Here is a 17,520-nt window from a genome sequence, read left to right as displayed (position 1 = left end):
GGTCACGCCCGAACTCGTCCATACACCTTCCGCGCCTATTGAGCCATTGACAAATGGCACAATCAGTATGAGTCTGAACGAATGAATCCGTCGTACAACGCTCGTGCCGTGGTGACCGGAGCAGGCAGTGGCATCGGCCGTGCGTTTGCGCTCGAACTCGCGAAGCGAGGTGGTGAGGTGATTTGCGCCGATATTTCCCTGACGCGCGCCGAGGACACCGCTGCTCTCATCGGCGACAAAGCGCATGCGGTGAAGTGCGATGTCTCTCGACGTGAGCAGGTCGAGGACCTTGCCTTGTTCGCAGAACTGACCCTCGGCCGTCCTCCGACTCTCGTGATCAACAATGCGGGCGTCGGGATCGGTGGCACACCCGTCGGCGATATCGGGTTCGAGGACTGGAACTGGGCGCTGGGGATCAATCTCTGGGGAGTGATCCACGGATGCGAGATCTTCGCGCCTGCAATGAAGGCGGTCGGCGAGGGCGGGTTCATCAATGTCGCGTCCGCAGCCGGATTCGGTGCTGCGCCGTTGATGGCGCCGTACAACGTGGGGAAGGCCGGCGTGATCTCGCTGTCGGAGACCATGGCTGCCGAAGGCGTCCGAGTCACCGTGCTGTGTCCGACGTTCGTGAAGACGAATGTCGCCAAGGACGGACGTATCACCGCTGCCGGCAACAAGATCGCCGAGACACTGATGCGCACGACGGGGTTCACGCCGGAGAAAGTCGCGGTCGACACCTTGAACAAGTACGACCGCGGACGCCTCTACGTCGTGCCGCAGATCGACGCCAAGGTCATCTGGCGCCTCAAGCGCATCGCCCCTGCGCTCTACACCCGAACGCTCGGGTTGCTCGCTCGGTTCGCACCACAGGAAACCACACAGGAAGCAGGAGTCTGACATGGCATTCGACTTCGACGAGATGCTCGTCAAGATCAAGGACAAGCAGTGGGCGTTGGCCGACATCGACTGGGACGCACCGGGAGCGGAGACCATCGGTCCTGAACTCTGGACCAAGCTGAAGCCGTTCATGTCGGACCTGATGTGGATCGAGAACGTCGGCGCCCGCGGCTTCGCGGCCATGGCGAAGAAGGCTCCGACGGACACCTTGAAGGAGATCTACACCTACTTCCACGCAGAGGAACAGAAACACGCCAACGCCGAACTCGCACTGATGCGGCGGTGGGGCATGCTCGACGGCGACGAGATCCCTCAGCCCAATGTCAACGTCAAACTCGTCATCGACTGGCTGGACAAGTACTCGGATCAGACGTCGCTCGCCGTGCTCGGGACCGTCATCCCGATGCTCGAGGTCGCACTCGACGGCGCACTGGTCAAGTTCATCGTCGACGAGATCGACGACCCGGTCTGCCAGGAGGTCTTCAAGAAGATCAACTCCGACGAATCACGCCATCTTGCAGTCGATTTCCAGGTCATCGAACTCCTGGGGCACGCGACGATGCGCAAAATCCTGGTGGAGACCGTCGGAGCCTGGATGAATCCGTCGCTGATCATCGGCACCCTCCGCTACATCCCACTGCTGAACAAGATGCGCGACAACATCGTGGCCATGGGTGTCGACGAGGAACGCCTCTACACCGCGATGCGGAGGTTCAAGAAAGTCGGCGAGAGAAGCGAATTCCCGAAGCGTCTGCCCATGTACCGCTTCATCAGCTGGCACTCCGGCGTTGTCATCAACCGCGCGCACCCGTACCACAAGTTCGCCGACGCCCTGGTCCGAGCAACGGCCAAGTACCCGAAGAAGCTGCTGCGCCCCCAGCCCACCTGGTCGAAGGAACTCACCTACGAGCCAGTCGCATGAGCGAAACGCAGCTCTCATCCCAGCAGGCTCCACTCCCGTCCCATGGGTCATTCCAGCAGGCTCCACTCCCGTCCCATGGGTCATTCCAGCAGGCTCCACTCCCGCTCGATGTAGCCATCATCGGCGGCGGCTTCGCCGGGATCGGTACCGCAATTCGACTCAAGCAGAAGCGAATCGAGAACCTTGCGATCTTCGAGCGGGGATCGGCTCCGGGCGGCACGTGGCGTGACAACACCTACCCCGGCGCGGCGTGTGACATCCCGTCGAGGCTGTACTCGTACAGTTTCGCCCCGAATCCGGATTGGTCGCACACGTATTCCGGTAGCGCCGAGATCCTGAAGTACATCGAGCGGATGGTCGACGATTTCGCCCTGCGTCCGATGCTGCGCTTCGGGCACAACGTCACCGGTGTCCATTGGGACGAGGCATCGTCACTGTGGGAGGTCACGTTCGACGATCACCCCTCGGTACGTGCACGGTCTGTCGTCATGGCGTCGGGCCCGTTGGCGAACGTCAGCTTCCCGGGCATCCGCGGCCTCGACACATATGAGGGCCACAAGATCCACAGCGCTCGTTGGGATCACGAGTTCGACTTCACCGGCAAGAAGGTGGCCGTCATCGGGACCGGGGCGTCGGGTGTTCAGATCGTGCCGGAGCTGGTCAAGGTAGCGCAGTCGGTCAAGGTCTTCCAGCGCACGCCGGGCTGGGCCCTCCCCCGCACCAATCTGACCACTCGTCGGACCACCAAGGATCTGTACCGAAAGTTCCCGGCTGCGCAGTCGATCGCACGCAAGGCCTGGTTCTGGGGTCACGAGTCCGTCGCCCTCGGCGTCGTCTGGAATTCGCCGCTCACCCGCGTCGTCGAAGCCGTCGGCAAGCTGCACCTGCGGCGACAGGTTCGAGATCCCTGGCTTCGACGGCAGCTCACTCCCGATTTCCGGGCCGGATGCAAACGACTGCTCATGACGAGTGAGTTCTATCCGGCACTGCAGCGGGACAACTGCACTCTGGTGACCTGGCCGATCGCGCGTCTGGCACCCAAGGGAATTCGCACCGTCGAAGGTATCGAACATCAGGCGGACGTGATCGTCTTCGCAACCGGATTCGACGTGTCCAAGACGGGCACGCCGGTTCCCATCACCGGACGCGACGGCCGCGTGCTGGCCGACGAGTGGAGCTCGGGCGCGAAGGCGTACAAGTCCATCAGCGTCGCGGGCTACCCGAACATGTACTTCACGTTCGGCCCCAACTCGGGTCCGGGGCACAGTTCCGCGCTGGTCTACATGGAGGCTCAGATCGACTATCTCGTCGACGCCATCTCCCACGCGATCGCACGGAACTCGGTACTCGAGGTCAGGGCGGACAAGCAGAGCGAGTACAACACGGATCTGCAGCGTCGGCTGCAGCGGACGACGTGGAATTCCGGCTGCTCGAGCTGGTATCTCACCGAGGACGGTTTCAACGCGACCATGTTCCCCGGCTTCGCGAGCCAGTACGTCGGGCAGCTGAAGTCGGTGAACTACGACGACTACACCGTCACCGAGTACCGGGCGAGGGTGACCGCCGCCCGTGCGGCTACCGTGTAACCGACACAGGCAGGCTGTCGGGAGGATCACGGGTGGAGTATCGGATCGACGATCTGGCCCATGCGGCCGGTACCACCACCCGGAACGTGCGCGCCTACCGTGAACGTGGCTTGTTGCCTCCTCCCGAGAAGCGTGGTCGCGTCGGAATCTACGACGACACGCACCTGGCGCGTCTGAAGTTGATCGACATTCTGCTGCAGCGTGGTTTCACGACGTCGCACATCAGCGACTTCATCAGTGGGTGGGAGAACGGTAAGGATCTCGCGGAGGTCCTCGGGTTGCAGAATGCCGTCACCGAGCAGTGGTCCCGCCAGGACTCGGTGGAGATTCCACTGGCGCTGGTCGACGAATTCCTCGGTGAGGGTGACCAATTGGCGCGGCTCGAGGCGCTGGGCCTGGCTCGGGTCGAGGGTGAGAACTGTGTGTTCACCGACCCGGAGTTACTCGAGGGGTTCTCGTCGTTGTCGGGCCACGGCTTCACCGTCGGGCAGCTCATCGACGTCCACGAACGTATTCATGCAGCGGTCGACGGTGTTGCCAAGGACATGATCGCCACGGCGAAGCAGCACATCGTCGACCAGCACGGTGAAGGGTGGCTACCGGGCGAGACCGAGGTGGGCGCGACGGCGGACATGCTCACCCGCATGCGCGAGCTGGCCGTGTATTCGGTGAACTCGACGCTCGCCCGGGCTCTGGACGAGAATCTTCAGCGCGAGCTCGGTGACTATCTCACGACCGCGATGCGTAGAAACGACCGAGAAACTCGTCCTTGAATTCGTGGAATCTGTTCTGCTGGATGGATTCACGGATGTCGTCGACGAGTTTCACGGTGAATCGTTCGTTGTGTATGGTGCACAGCGTCGACGCCAACATCTCCTTCGCCTTGAACAGGTGATGGATGTAGGCCCGGGTGTAGTGCGCGCAGGTGTAGCAGTCGCAGTTCTCGTCGATCGGCGTGAAGTCTCGACGATGCTTGGCGGTGTTGATGTTGAATCGGCCGGTTGGTACGTAGATCGCTGCGTTGCGGGCCACGCGTGACGGGTTGACGCAGTCGAACGTGTCCGCGCCGTTCTCGATGGCAGTGAAGAAGTCGTCCGGTTCGCTGATGCCGAGCATGTGGCGCGGTTTGTGTTCGGGCAGTTCTTCGTTCACCCACCGGGTGATGGTGCCGAGGTTCTGCTTCTCCAGCGCGCCGCCGATGCCGTAGCCGTCGAAGCCTCGGCCGGTCTCGCCGGTGATGGTCTCGAGGTCGTGTGCGGCCTTGCGGCGCAGATCCTCGTACTGCGCGCCCTGCACCACCCCGAACAGTGCCTGATACGGCTTCCCGACGCGCTCCGCCGTCAGCCGCTCGTGTTCGAGGACACAGCGTTTCGCCCATGCCTGTGTGCGGTCTACCGACATCTCCTGGTAGCCGCGGGTGTTCATCAGGGTCGTCAACTCGTCGAACGCGAACATGATGTCCGCGCCTAGTTGGTGTTGGATCTGCATCGACACTTCGGGAGTGAACCGGTGCCGCGATCCGTCGAGGTGCGATTTGAACGTGACTCCGTCGTCGTCGACATGGGCGAGGCGTTCCTTGCCCTCGGCGATGACGTCGTCGGATTCGACGCGGCTCGCGTCCATCGAGATGACCTTCTTGAATCCGACACCGAGCGACATCACCTGGAAGCCGCCGCTGTCGGTGAACGTCGGCCCGTCCCAGTTCATGAACGTGCCGAGGCCACCGGCTTCGTCGACGATGTCGGGGCCGGGCTGGAGGTAGAGGTGGTAGGCGTTGGCGAGCACCGCCTGCGCACCGAGGTCCTTCATGGCCTCCGGCAGCACCGCTTTCACCGTCGCCTTCGTACCGACGGCGATGAACGCGGGCGTCGCGATGTCTCCGTGGGGCGTGTGGATGGTCCCCGTACGTCCCAGGCGGTCCTCCAGCCGGGTGTCGATGCTGAAGAAGGGATCGTTCGGAGTGCTCACAGGCCCAACCCTAAACGTCCTTCCCTGGCTAGCTGAATTGAGAGGCGTACAACCGCCCGTATGCACCGCCCGCGCCGACGAGCGAGTCGTGGTCACCCTGCTCGACGATTCGGCCGTCCTCCATCACGACGATGAGGTCCGCGTCGCGGATGGTCGAGAGCCTGTGGGCGATGACGAAGCTGGTCCTGTCACTGCGTAGAGCGGCTGTTGCCTTCTGCACGAGCAGTTCGGTGCGAGTGTCGACGGAGCTGGTGGCCTCGTCGAGGATCAGGATCAGCGGTTTCGCCAGGAACGCGCGCGCGATGGTGATGAGCTGCTTCTCGCCTGCGCTGACGTTGTTGCCTTCCTCGTCGATGATCGTGTCGTAGCCGGCCGGCAGCGAATGCACGAACTTGTCGACGTAGCTGACGCGCGCAGCTTCGAGAATTTCTTCCTCGGTGGCGTCGGGATCTCCGTAGGCGATGTTGTCCCGGATGGTTCCACCGAACAGCCAGGTGTCCTGCAGCACCATTCCGGTGCGCTCGCGGAGTTCGTCTCGCGTCATGGAGCGGGTGTCGACGCCGTCGACGGTGATCCGGCCTGCGTCGATGTCGTAGAAGCGCATGATGAGGTTCACCAGTGTGGTCTTGCCTGCACCTGTCGGGCCCACGATGGCGACGAGGTGCCCCGGCTCCGCGACGAGCGAGAGATCCTCGATGAGCGGTTGATCTTCGCGGTAGCTGAAGGACACGTTCTCGAATTCGACGCGGCCGTGATCGGTGGCCGGGAGGGCAGGGCGAGAAGGATCGGGGTCCTCGTCGTCGGCGTCGAGGAGGTCGAAGATGCGTTCCGCGGACGCCACTCCCGACTGCACCAGGTTCACCATGGAACCGACCTGCGTCAGTGGCTGAGTGAACTGTCGCGAGTACTGGATGAAGGCCTGGACTTCACCGAGGCTCAGGGTGCCCGACGCCACGCGCAGTCCGCCGACGACGGCGATGATGACGTAGTTGACGTTCCCGAGGAACATGATGGCGGGCATGATCATGCCGGAGATGAACTGTGCCCGGAAGCTGGACTCGAAAAGCTTGTTGTTTCGTTCGCCGAACTCGCGCTCGACCTCGGCTTGGCGGCCGAACGCCTTCACCAGTTCGTGTCCGGTGTAGGTCTCCTCGATCTGACCGTTCAGTTTGCCGGTGTATTTCCACTGGTTGACGAAGTGCGGTTGCGAGCGTTTGGCGATCACCGCGGTGACGAGGAACGACGCCGGAACCGTCAGCAGGGCAACGAGAGCCAGCAGCGGCGAGATCCAGATCATCATGCCGAGGATGCCGACGACGGTCAGGATGCCGGTGATCAGCTGGCTCAGGGTCTGCTGCAGGCTGGTCGAGACGTTGTCGACGTCGTTGGTGACTCGGCTGAGCAGTTCTCCTCGGGTGTGAGAGTCGAAGTACTTCAGTGGAAGCCGATGAATCTTCCGTTCGACGCTGCCGCGAAGGTTGCGGATGGTGCGCTGCAACGCAATGTTCAGGATGTACCCCTGAGCCCACGCCAGCAGTGCCGAGACCACGTACAGCGCGAGGACGAACAGTAGGACGTTGCCGACGGCGGAGAAGTCGATTCCGATGCCGGGCGTGACGTCCATTCCGTTCACCAGGTCGGCGAACGTGTCCTGCCCTTGCGCGCGAAGGCCGTCCACCGCTTGCGCTTTGGACTGTCCGGGCTCGAGTTGACCGCCGATCACGCCGTTGAAGATCAGGTTGGTCGCGTGTCCGAGGATCGTCGGTGACGCCACCGACAGTACGACGCTGGAGGCCGCGAAGACGAGCATGATCGAGAGCAGCATCTTCTCGGGAGCGAGAAGGCCGATCATGCGTTTGAGCGACGGCTTGAAGTTCTTCGCTCTCGTTCCCGGCACTATCGTCTTGCCGGGTTTCGCCGGCGCAACCGGTGCATTCGGCGGTGCGGGTGTGGGCTGGCTGGTGGGAGGGACCGGTCGCGTCATGATGCAGCCACCGCGTGCTGGGAGTCGACGATCTCCGCGTACGTCGGGCACGTGGCGATGAGCTCGTCGTGTGTTCCGAGCCCGACGGGTTGCCCGTCGTCGAGTACGAGGATCTGGTCGGCGTCGATGATGGTGGAGACTCGTTGGGCGACAACGATCATGCAGGCGTCCTTCATGACCGGCTTCAGCGCGGCTCGGAGTTTGGAGTCGGTGGTCAGGTCGAGGGCGGAGAACGAGTCGTCGAACAGGTAGATGCTCGGCTTGCGGACCAGCGCTCGTGCGATGGCCAGGCGTTGACGCTGGCCGCCGGAGACCGTCGTGCCGCCTTGTGAAACTTCGGTTTCGAGGCCTTCCGGCATCTTGCGAACGAAGTCTGCGCCCTGCGCGATCTCCAGTGCTTCCCAGAGTTCGTCGTCGGTGGCGTCGGCTTTGCCGTAGCGGAGATTGGATCCGATGGTGCCGGAGAACAGGAAGGGCTTCTGCGGGATCAGGCCGATCTCCTGCCGGAGCGCATCGATGTCCAGGTCACGAATATCGGTGCCGCCGACGAGAACCTGGCCGGCGGTGACGTCGATGAGCCGTGGGACGAGGTTGATCAGAGTGGATTTTCCGGATCCGGTTCCACCGATGACGGCAGTCACCTTGCCGGGTTCCGCTGTGAAGTTCACGCCGCACAGAACCGGGAACTCGGCTCCGGGGTAGGCGAACTCGGCGTTTCGCATCTCGACGATTCCGGGCGCTGTTGCGAACGGTTTCGGCTGGGCGGGCAGGACGACGGAGGACTCGGTCGACAGGACTTGGCTGATGCGGTCGGCGCACACCGAGGCGCGGGGCACCATCATGGCGATGAACGACGCCATCATGACCGACATCAGGATGAGCATGATGTAGCTGAGCAGCGCGGTCAGTGCGCCGATTTCCATGGTGCCGTTGTTGATCGCGTGCCCGCCGAACCAGATGACGGCGACGCTGGTGACGTTGGAGATCAGCATGACCGTCGGGAACATCAACGCCATCAGACGGCCGACGTGCAGTGCTGCGGCGGTGAGCGAATCGTTCGCGACGCCGAACCGGTCGATCTCCTTGCGTTCGCGGACGAAGGCCCGCACGACACGGATGCCGGTGATCTGCTCACGGAGTACCCGGTTGACCGCGTCGATCCGCACCTGCATGGCACGGAAACCTGGGACCATTCTCGCGACGATCAAGCCCATGGCGATGGCCAGGCCAGGTACGGCGATGAGCAGAATCCAGGACAGTCCGATGTCTTCGCGCAACGCCATCACGACGCCGCCGATGCACATGATCGGCGCCATCACGACGATGGTGAAGCCCATGACGATCAGAAGCTGGACCTGTTGAACGTCGTTGGTGTTACGAGTGATCAGTGAGGGTGCACCGAACTGGCCGACCTCACGAGCGGAGAACGTGCCGACGCGGTGCAGAATGGCACCGCGCAGATCCCGGCCTGCGCCCATCGCGGCCTTGGCCCCGATGAGTACCGCCGCGACCGAACACACGATCTGCACCAGCGACACGAGCAACATCCACCCACCGGTCGTGAGGATGTAGCCCGTGTCGCCGCGCGTGACGCCGTTGTCGATGATGTCGGCGTTGAGGCTGGGCAGGTACAGCGACGCGGCCGTGGCCACGAGCTGCAGGGTGACCAACCCCGCGATCGCGCCCTTGTAGGGAGCGAGAAATTTCTTGAGAAGCGGGATCAGCATGATGGCCGAAGATTACTCGTACACATGGGTAACAGTCTCCACATTTCTACCGGTGAACATCAATCTTCGGCCATCGAGGCTGGTCAGGACTTCGGGGGCGCCTTCTGCAGCTTGGCACCTTCGATGTCGACGTCGGGCAGGATCTTGTCCAGCCACTTCGGCAACCACCACGCCTTGTCGCCGAGCAGTGCCATCACCGATGGGATGATGACCATGCGGACGACGAACGCGTCGAAGAACACTGCGGCCGCGAGGGCGAAACCGATCGACTTGATGAACGAGTCGGGCTCGGCGATGAAGGCCGCGAAGACCGAGATCATGATGACCGCTGCCGACGTCACCACACGGGCTCCGTACTTGAACCCGTTGACGACGGCGTCCTTCGCCGGAGTGCCGTGGACGAACTCTTCGCGCATTCGCGACACCAGGAACACCTGATAGTCCATCGCGAGGCCGAACACGACACCGATGAGGAAGATCGGCATGAAGCTGACGATCGGCTGCGGGTTGCTGATCAGCCCCAGCCCGCCTTCCTGGAAGATGAACACCGTCGCACCGAACGTCGCGAGGACGCTGAGCAGGAATCCGAGTGTCGCGGTCAGCGGCACCAAGATCGACCGGAACACCACCATCAGCAGGACGAACGCCAGTCCGACGACCACGGCGAGGTACGGCACGAGTGCATCCTGCAGACGCTCGGACACGTCGAGTTCGAGCGCGGTCTGACCGGTCACGCCGTAGGACACGCCGTCGGTCTCGGCGAAGCCCGGCTCTGCTGCACGAAGGTTCGCAACGAGGTCCTTCGTCGCATCGCTGTTGGGCGAACTGTTGGGCGTGACGAGGATCTGTGCCGTGTCGCCAGCCTGGTTCACCGCGACGATCTGCGCGTTCTCGACGTCGTCTTCCTCGTAGATCGACTCGATGACCTTGCCGAATCCGGCCGTGCGATCCGCTTCCGGCGTTGCGGAGGCGTCGGCGATGACGAGAAGCGGTCCGTTGCGGCCGGGCCCGAAGCCCTCGTCGACCAGGTCGTACGCCTTTCGGACCGAGGTCGACGGGTCCGACGTGGCGATGCTGGGCAGTGCCAGCGACAGGCCGGTCGTCGGGCCTGCGATGACGGCGAGCAGTACGACGCCGCCGATCAGGCCGATCGCGGGACGCTTGACCAGCGCACGTGCCCAGCGGAGACCGTTGGTGGGCGGTGCGTTCGGGTCCTCGGGATCGGTGGTGTTGACGAACTTGATCTTGCCGCCGAACGCCTTGCCCTTGAACACACCGAGCAACGCGGGGAGGAACGTCAGCGCGATCAGGACTGCGACGAACACTGCGAAGCCGGCTGCGTAACCCATCTGCGACAGGAACGGGATGCCGACGACACGCAGTGCGACGAGCGCGATGAGCACCGTTGCGCCGGCGAACACGACCGCAGATCCGGCGGTACCCACCGACCGTCCGACGGCTTCCTCTCGGTCGTCGGTGAGCGTGAGCTCGTGCCTGTACCTGGCGAGAATGAAGAGGGAGTAGTCGATCGCGACGGCCAGGCCGATCATCACCGCGAGGATCGGGGTGAAGGTGGACAGGTCCGCAAATCCCGACGCCGTGGTGATCGTCAAGCTGCTGATGCCGATGCCGACGATGGCGGTGACGAGCGGGAGGCCGGCCGCGAAGGCGGAACCGAACATGATCAGCAGGACGACGGCGGCGACAGCAAGGCCGACGAGCTCGGACGTGCCGCCCGGCGGCGATGCATCCTGGGCGACGCTGCCGCCCAGCTCGACGGTCAATCCGGCGTCACGTGCAGGCTGAGCAGCCTCGTCGAGCGAGGTGCGCAGGTCCTCCGTGACGTCGGCGAGCTCGACGGACAGCGGAACTTCGAGCGTGCCGATGTTGCCGTTCGGGCTCAGCGGCGACAGTGCAGCCGCGTTGGCTGCGGCGGTGTCGGCAGGGGTTCCGTCCTGCTCGGCCAGCGAACTGTACTGCTCGACGATGGCGGTGTTGCCCGCGACCGGGTTGGCGAGCGGTTGCGCCCCACCGGGCTTGGCGGCGGCGTCGACGTCGGCGATCTGGTCGATGTCCGCGATGGTCGCGTCGATCGCGGCGGTGTACGCCGGAGTGTCGAGAGTCTGGCCGTCCGGCGCCTTGAAGACGTACTGCGCCGATACCGCCGTCAGCGGATCCTCGGCGTTGCCGAATCGCTCGCTCTGCAGGTCGAGAGCTTCCTGCGCCGGAGTGCCGGGGATGTTGAACGAGTTGGCCGTCGGGCCGGACAGAGTGGCGGCGCCGACGCCTGCCAGTACGAGAATCGCCAGCCATAGGGCGAGGACAATGCCTTTTCGTCGGAAGGCGAACTTACCGACTCGATAGAGAAATGTAGCCACAGGTCAGCTCCTGAAGTCTGTGTTCGGTGCGCTGGTTTTCGTTTCGCGAGGGTCCGGAAGCCCGGCCTGCAGTTGGTCGAATGCGTCTTCGACGAGCTGTTTCGGCGAAGAATCTCCTTCAGGGTCGGCGGTCCAAATCGTCAAGGCAGCTGTGACGGCATTGCCGACGGCAGCTTGGAGAAGGTTCGGGTACAGGTCACGGTCGATGTCCGTGCCGGTACGCGCGGCAATTGCTTCGCCGAGAACTCGGATGAGCGAGTGGTGAACTTCGAGCTTGCGGGCCATGACACTCGGCGTCGCTTCGATCAGTTGCGCAACGGCGAAGGTCTCCGCGAGGTCCTTGTCCGGATCGGACACGATCGACACTGCGACGTGTCTCATCGCGTCCCAGATGGGCTCGTCGGCAGGGCGATCACGCAGCATCTCGAACCATTCGAGCGCCGAAGCCTCGATGTGGTGGAGAACCGCTTCTTCCTTGTTGGCGAAGTAATTGTGGAAGGTCCGCGTCGACACACCCGCCTCGGCGGCGATGGCGTCGGCGGTGACGGCGTCGAGTCCCCGCGCTTTCGCCAACTGAACTGCTGCGAGGCCTAGAGCGTCGCGCGTGGCGGCCTTCTTCAGATCACGAAGGCCAGTGCGGGGAGCGGTCACGAACTCCAAGGTACGGAAGTTGCAGAGTTCTGCACTATTGCAGAAGGGTGCAAGTTTGACGATTGAGTCACACCCAACGCACACGGGTGTATCAGCTCACACCCCGACGTGAGTCAGCGTCGCGCCCAGGCCGCCGGGTCGGCAGTCAGCTCGAACACGAACGTGGGAACATCGTCGGCAACGATCTCCGCCAGCGACACTTCCTCCAACACCGCGCGCATGTTCGCCCGCACCGCCAGCCACACCAGCTGCAACGGCTTCGCGGGGCCCGGGTAGTCGACATCCTCCGGACGCTGCCCGCGCACCGACGCCAACGGCCCCTCCACCGCCCTGATCACATCCGCAACCGAAATCTCCGACGCCGGCCGAGCAAGCCAATACCCTCCGTCGGGCCCTCGCCGACTGCGCACCAGGTCAGCACGCCGCAGATCCGACAGCACCGACTCCAAGAACTTGTGCGGAATCTTCTGCGCACCCGCCAGCGCCTCGGCCTTCCCCGGAACCCCATCCGCGGCCGCCAGCTCCAGCAAAGTCCGCACGGCATAATCCGCCTTGGCGGTAATGTGCACAGCAATCTCCTCGGCCGACGAATGGTCCCTAATTCCTACCATTCGAATAGGAAATAGGCGAATCCCGAACCCCTCGGGACCGAATGAACCGTTCGGTCACTCCAAGTGACCAAATGCCACGTTCGGTCTCGAAGAGGGTCGGCAGGGTGTGTTCCACGACACGTCGAAGCGTTACACTTCAGCTACAAGTGTCACGCAAAGGAGTCGAATGGTGGGCGAGTGGGTTCAGTCGGCCTGGAATGCACTCCCCGAGCCGTTACGTGATCCGGTGGCGTTGGCGATTCCGGCGTTTGCTCTGCTTCTGGTGATCGAGTGGTGTGCCGCGATCAAGCTCGAGGACGGCGACCGGGGCAGCTACAAGGGGGCCGATGCGCGGGCCAGCCTCGGGATGGGTGTTGTCTCGATTGCGACGACGACGGTGTGGAAGACGCTGGCCCTGTTCGGTTACACGGCCTTGTACGTGTACGTCGCTCCGTGGCATTTGCCGGCCGACGCCTGGTACACGTGGGTGATTCTCATCGTGGGCGTCGATGTCCTCTTCTACGCGTATCACCGCACTGCGCACCGCACGCGGATCATCTGGGCGACGCATCAGGCGCATCATTCCAGTGAGTACTTCAACTTCAGCACCGCTCTTCGCCAGAAGTGGAACAACAGTGGCGAAATCGTCATGTGGCTTCCGTTGCCACTGTTGGGGATTCCGCCGTGGATGGTGTTCGTGGGTTTCTCGATCAACCTGGTGTATCAGTTCTGGGTTCACACGGAACGGATCGACAAGCTGCCTCGCGTGATCGAGTTCGTGTTCAACACGCCGTCGCATCATCGGGTCCATCATGGGAACGATCCGCAGTATCTCGACAAGAACTACGGCGGCATCTTCATCGTGTGGGACAGGCTGTTCGGCAGCTACGCCGACGAGGTGGCGCGGCCGCATTACGGCCTGACGAAGAAGGTCGACACATTCAACATCTGGACACTCCAGACACACGAATACCGCTCCATCGCACGGGATGTAGCGGCATCGCGGTCGTGGCGTGAACGGTTCGGTTTCGTCCTCGGCCCGCCGGGGTGGACGCCGAGCGGGGCCGAGGCGAAAGAGACTAGTTCGAGTTCAGGTTGATCAGGAAGTCGACCGATCCCGAGCCCTCGACGGTCACGAATCCGAGCGACGGAGGCTCGATGCCGAAGTCCGTCCACGTCGTCGGAATGCTTCCCGACGCGATGAGCGTGTCACCGGACTGCAGGACCTCCATCTCGACGGAGACAGGACGGGACTGGTCCTTCAGGGTCAACGTTCCGTTCGCGGTGACGGTGGCCGTCGTTCCGTCCTTGGGAAGTGATGCCAGGTCGACGGGCGAGTCGAAGGTGAAGGTCGCCGTCGGATAGGTGGCGGTGTCGAAGATGTTGCCGCGGAACTGGTTGTCGCGACGGTCGCTGTCCGTGGTGATCGACCCCGTCTGCACTGTCACCTCACCGTCGGTGAGGGTGTTGTCCGTGATCGTGACGTCGCCGCTGACCTCGGGGGTCGTGCCGACAACTGTGACGTCGGAGCCGTTGAGCACCTCGTCGACGGTGTATCCCGCGGCCGTGGTGTTCGACGCGTCGCCTGGGACGATGGTCCATGTTCCGTCCAGGTCGTCGGTGGAGGCGGCTTGCGCTCCCTCGGTCGAGACCGTCGCGGCGGGCGCGTCGTCTTCTTGGAACGACGCATAGATCTTGGGGCCGAAGTACGCACCGAGCGCGATCACGACGACGAGTGCGCCGGCTATCCACCATTTCTTTGTCATGCCTCGCGATGCTAGTTGCACCTTCAACCCTGTGGGGGTTCGTGCACCTGGCAACTTGCTGAGAAGTTTGTCCGATACCGCCGTGTCGGGCTGCCACCCCGCTGCTGGACAATAGGGACATGGACCCGATCGAAGCTCTGCGCGAGATCGCCTACTGGCTCGAGCGCTCGCGCGCGGACACTCACCGCGTCAAGGCGTATCGGCGTGCAGCCGACGTGGTCGAATCGTTGAGCGAGACTGCGCGATCCGAGCGTCGGAAGGCCGATTCGTGGTCCGCGTTGCCGGGCATCGGAGCCAAGACATCGCTCATCATCCGTCAGGCCCTCTCGGGCGACGTACCGGACTTTCTTGCCGAGAAGCGTGCCGAGGCCGAGCCGATCGGCGACAACGATCTCCGGTCTGCCCTCAGAGGGGATCTGCATACCCATTCCAACTGGTCCGACGGCGGCAGCGGGATCGAGGAGATGATGCGCACCGCAGCCCGGCTCGGTCACGAGTACTGCGCGTTGACCGATCATTCACCCCGGTTGAAGGTGGCCAACGGATTGTCGGCCGATCGGCTGAGGAAGCAACTCGACGTCGTTGCCGAACTCAACGAGGAACTCGCGCCGTTCCGCATTCTCACCGGTATCGAGGTGGACATCCTCGACGACGGCAGCCTGGATCAGGACGAGGGCTTGCTGGCCGAACTGGATATCGTTGTCGCCAGCGTGCATTCGAACCTGCGGGCCGACTCCGAGTCGATGACCCGCCGCATGGTCAACGCAATCGCCAACCCCCACGTCGACGTGTTGGGACATTGCACCGGCAGGCTCGTCGAGGGTGGCCGGGGAACGAGACCGGAATCGAAGTTCGACGCCGACGTGGTGTTCGAGGGATGCAAGCAGTTCGGTACCGCGGTGGAGATCAACGCCAGGCCCGAGCGTCAGGACCCGCCGGAGCGCCTCATCGATGTCGCCCTCGAGCGGGGCTGCCTGTTCTCGATCGACACCGACGCACATGCGCCCGGGCAGCTCGACTGGCAGGGCTACGGGGCCCTACGCGCCGAAGCTCGGGGCGTGCCGGCTGAACGCGTCGTCAACACCTGGTCGGCCGACGAACTTCTCGCCTGGACCGGTGGCAGCCGGTGAAATTCACACGACTAGCGGCCTTCCTCGTGACGGCAGCGTTGACGGCTGGATGCAGTGGATCCACCGTGCACACGCCGCCCCCGATTCCGACGCCTTCTCCCGCACTGATCCCGGCCCTGGCGGATCCGCCGATCAGACTGCTCTACGGCGCCGACGAGGACAACGTGGGCGACCTGTATCTGCCGGACAACGGCGCGGACTCCCTGCCTGTTGTCGTGATGGTGCACGGTGGCGGGTGGCAGCAGCGGTACGACATGTCGTACTTCGGACCGATCTCGGAAGCCGTTGCCGATCGCGGAATTGCCGTGTGGAACATCGAATACCGCCGTGGCACCGGCGATTACCGCGACACGCTCGCCGACGTCGACAACGCGACGGAGGCGCTGGCCAACACGGTCCAGGAGGCTGCGGGTGGCCGGTTGGACCTGGGCCGCGTTCATGTGGCCGGCCACTCGGCCGGCGGCCAGCTGGCCGCGTGGTTGGCGGGGCGTCACACCCTGGATGCGTCGGCTCCTGGCGCGCAGCCGAAGATCATGCCCCGCAGCGCGACGATCATGGCCGGCGTCTTCGACATGGCACGTGCCGCGAACATCGGGGGCGACAAACTCGTGCCCGCGTTCCTCGGTGGTATGCCCGATCAGGTTCCGGACCGGTATCGCGTCGCCTCACCGATCGAGCATCTGCCCATCGGCACACGGGTGACGGCAATCCACGGCGACGCCGACAAGACCGTGTCCGTGAACCAGAGCACGGCCTATGCCGACGCCGCACGTGCCGCGGGCGATACCGTCGACGTCGTCGTTCTGCCGGGAGCCGGGCACGGGGACTTCACGAACAGCGGTTCGGTTGCGTGGCGCACGACGGTCGTCGCCATTGCTGCCCACGCGGCCGATGTCGAGTGACGTCTGGTACACAGTTGGCCATGAAGCGGACCATCGTCACCGGCGCAGTGTTGATGCTCGCCCTTGCTGGATGCGGCTCGGACGAGCAGTCCTCGGCCGCGCCCAGCACATCCTCCACGTCGACGACGGTGACGGCCGCCCCTTCCACGACTGCGGAGCCGCCGCCTGCCGCTCCGGCCGAATCCTTCGTACCCGAGACCACCCCGGCGGACGCTCCCCCACCGGCACCCGTGCAATTGCCCATCGACCAGGGCGACGGGTCGAACCGGCCCACCGGCGAGCAACTGTACGTCGAGACCTGCCAGCAGTTCCTTGCCGCGATCGATGCCCTCGCCGTCACCGGCGCTCCACGAAACGTGACCGTCGACGGGATTTCCGCACAGCTGCAGGCCAATTCGAGCTGGTCGACGGTCCCTCCCGAGGACCAGCAGCAGATGCTCCGCGGTTTGGACGCTGCCGGTCGCGGCAGCTGCTGAACCAAGGAGGTAGGAGTGAAGCAGCTGTCAGGTGTACAGCTGTCAGGTGTACAGCCTGGCGATGAATGATTCGATGTTCTCCTGAACCCGTACGACGCGCTCCTCGGTGCTGAGGTTCTCGCGGTACCGGTTGCCCAGCGCCGGGGTCTTCTTGCCTCGTGCGTACAGAGAGCACAGTAGGTCCGTGCACATGTAGGTGCCGACGGTGTTTCCGCGCCGCCCTGATTCGCCGGTCTTCTTGGCGGTCATGAGCGATACGTCGCCGCGGGAGTGCGTCGTCGTGCAGATGGTGCACATCTGCGCGCGGTCGGATCCGCCGGATTCGTGTTTGAGCGCGACGCCGACCAGCTCGTCGCCCTTGGGTAGGACGATGTAGCTTCGACCTGCGTACGACGGGTCGGACCAACCGAGGAAATCCAGCTGTTCCCAGTCGGTGTCGGTCAGGGTGGATGGCAGGTTCATTCGTTTGGCGTCGCCCTTGGAACAGTTCACGAACGACTGTCTGATCTCTTTCTCGGTGATGGACTGCATGTGTGTTCTCCC

At 63.6% G+C, this 17,520-nt stretch carries 16 protein-coding genes; 8 read left to right on the top strand and 8 right to left on the bottom strand.

Translation table 11 applies throughout. The features are described from left to right. Positions 1–81: 81 nt before the first annotated feature. Genes CH292_RS16315 through CH292_RS16300 form a run of 4 tightly spaced genes read left to right on the top strand, consistent with a single transcriptional unit; the run spans position 82 to position 4,178 of the window. Complete coding sequence (locus tag CH292_RS16315) at positions 82–897, top strand: SDR family oxidoreductase (protein WP_019662862.1); 816 nt, start codon at positions 82–84, stop codon at positions 895–897. A gap of 1 nt (position 898) precedes the next feature. Further along, positions 899–1,819 carry a reductase gene (locus tag CH292_RS16310; RefSeq protein ID WP_019662861.1) on the top strand — a complete coding sequence of 307 codons (921 nt, stop codon included), beginning with the start codon at positions 899–901 and terminating at the stop codon, positions 1,817–1,819. Continuing rightward, positions 1,816–3,405, top strand: coding sequence for an NAD(P)/FAD-dependent oxidoreductase (locus tag CH292_RS16305; protein WP_094655246.1), 1,590 nt, complete (start codon positions 1,816–1,818; stop codon positions 3,403–3,405). The genes CH292_RS16310 and CH292_RS16305 overlap by 4 nt, the downstream gene beginning before the upstream one ends. A gap of 32 nt (positions 3,406–3,437) precedes the next feature. After that, positions 3,438–4,178, top strand: coding sequence for a MerR family transcriptional regulator (locus tag CH292_RS16300; RefSeq protein WP_019662859.1), 741 nt, complete (start codon positions 3,438–3,440; stop codon positions 4,176–4,178). Here CH292_RS16300 and tgt read toward each other — a convergent pair. From tgt to CH292_RS16270, 6 genes are all read right to left on the bottom strand, one after another. Continuing rightward, on the bottom strand, positions 4,135–5,373 hold the full coding sequence (gene tgt, locus CH292_RS16295) for a tRNA guanosine(34) transglycosylase Tgt (protein ID WP_019662858.1): 1,239 nt from the start codon (positions 5,371–5,373) through the stop codon (positions 4,135–4,137). The genes CH292_RS16300 and tgt overlap by 44 nt on opposite strands. A gap of 28 nt (positions 5,374–5,401) precedes the next feature. Further along, positions 5,402–7,357 (bottom strand): ABC transporter ATP-binding protein, encoded by a 1,956-nt coding sequence (locus CH292_RS16290; protein WP_020111046.1) that lies wholly within the window; start codon positions 7,355–7,357, stop codon positions 5,402–5,404. Beyond that, positions 7,354–9,084 (bottom strand): ABC transporter ATP-binding protein, encoded by a 1,731-nt coding sequence (locus tag CH292_RS16285; RefSeq protein WP_019662856.1) that lies wholly within the window; start codon positions 9,082–9,084, stop codon positions 7,354–7,356. Before CH292_RS16285 ends, CH292_RS16290 begins: the two co-directional genes overlap by 4 nt. Positions 9,085–9,167: 83 nt before the next feature. Then, positions 9,168–11,462: an MMPL family transporter gene (locus CH292_RS16280; protein WP_019662855.1), complete on the bottom strand. Its 2,295-nt coding sequence runs from the start codon at positions 11,460–11,462 to the stop codon at positions 9,168–9,170. Between the two features lie 3 nt (positions 11,463–11,465). Then, positions 11,466–12,122 (bottom strand): TetR/AcrR family transcriptional regulator, encoded by a 657-nt coding sequence (locus tag CH292_RS16275; protein WP_019662854.1) that lies wholly within the window; start codon positions 12,120–12,122, stop codon positions 11,466–11,468. 104 nt (positions 12,123–12,226) lie between these two features. Then, positions 12,227–12,682, bottom strand: a complete 456-nt coding sequence (locus CH292_RS16270) for an Rrf2 family transcriptional regulator (protein ID WP_179277984.1) — start codon at positions 12,680–12,682, stop codon at positions 12,227–12,229. Positions 12,683–12,890: 208 nt separating this feature from the next. On the opposite strand from CH292_RS16270, the gene CH292_RS16265 reads away from it, so the two are divergent. After that, positions 12,891–13,802, top strand: a complete 912-nt coding sequence (locus CH292_RS16265; RefSeq protein ID WP_176458756.1) for a sterol desaturase family protein — start codon at positions 12,891–12,893, stop codon at positions 13,800–13,802. Here the strand turns inward: CH292_RS16265 and CH292_RS16260 are convergent. Next, on the bottom strand, positions 13,783–14,469 hold the full coding sequence (locus tag CH292_RS16260) for a YceI family protein (protein WP_037143157.1): 687 nt from the start codon (positions 14,467–14,469) through the stop codon (positions 13,783–13,785). The two genes, CH292_RS16265 and CH292_RS16260, sit on opposite strands and share 20 nt — an antisense overlap. 119 nt (positions 14,470–14,588) lie before the next feature. On the opposite strand from CH292_RS16260, the gene CH292_RS16255 reads away from it, so the two are divergent. From CH292_RS16255 to CH292_RS16245, 3 genes are read left to right on the top strand one after another with little or no spacing between them, the layout of a single operon-like run. Beyond that, a complete protein-coding gene (locus CH292_RS16255; protein ID WP_033190063.1) occupies positions 14,589–15,599 on the top strand; it encodes a PHP domain-containing protein in 1,011 nt (336 codons plus the stop codon). Next, on the top strand, positions 15,596–16,501 hold the full coding sequence (locus tag CH292_RS16250; RefSeq protein ID WP_094627898.1) for a S9 family peptidase: 906 nt from the start codon (positions 15,596–15,598) through the stop codon (positions 16,499–16,501). The genes CH292_RS16255 and CH292_RS16250 overlap by 4 nt, the downstream gene beginning before the upstream one ends. A 20-nt stretch (positions 16,502–16,521) precedes the next feature. Then, positions 16,522–16,977: a hypothetical protein gene (locus CH292_RS16245; RefSeq protein ID WP_094655243.1), complete on the top strand. Its 456-nt coding sequence runs from the start codon at positions 16,522–16,524 to the stop codon at positions 16,975–16,977. Between the two features lie 42 nt (positions 16,978–17,019). Here CH292_RS16245 and CH292_RS16240 read toward each other — a convergent pair whose 3' ends face one another. Further along, entirely contained in the window at positions 17,020–17,508 is a 489-nt protein-coding gene (locus CH292_RS16240; protein ID WP_094655242.1) for an FBP domain-containing protein, read from the bottom strand. Positions 17,509–17,520: the final 12 nt, after the last annotated feature.

The sequence above is a fragment of the Rhodococcus sp. 14-2470-1a genome (genome assembly GCF_002259425.1).
Lineage (GTDB): Bacteria > Actinomycetota > Actinomycetes > Mycobacteriales > Mycobacteriaceae > Rhodococcoides > Rhodococcoides fascians_E.
The sequence above is the reverse complement of the archived record's forward strand: the minus strand, read 5'-3'. Positions and strand labels throughout refer to the sequence as shown.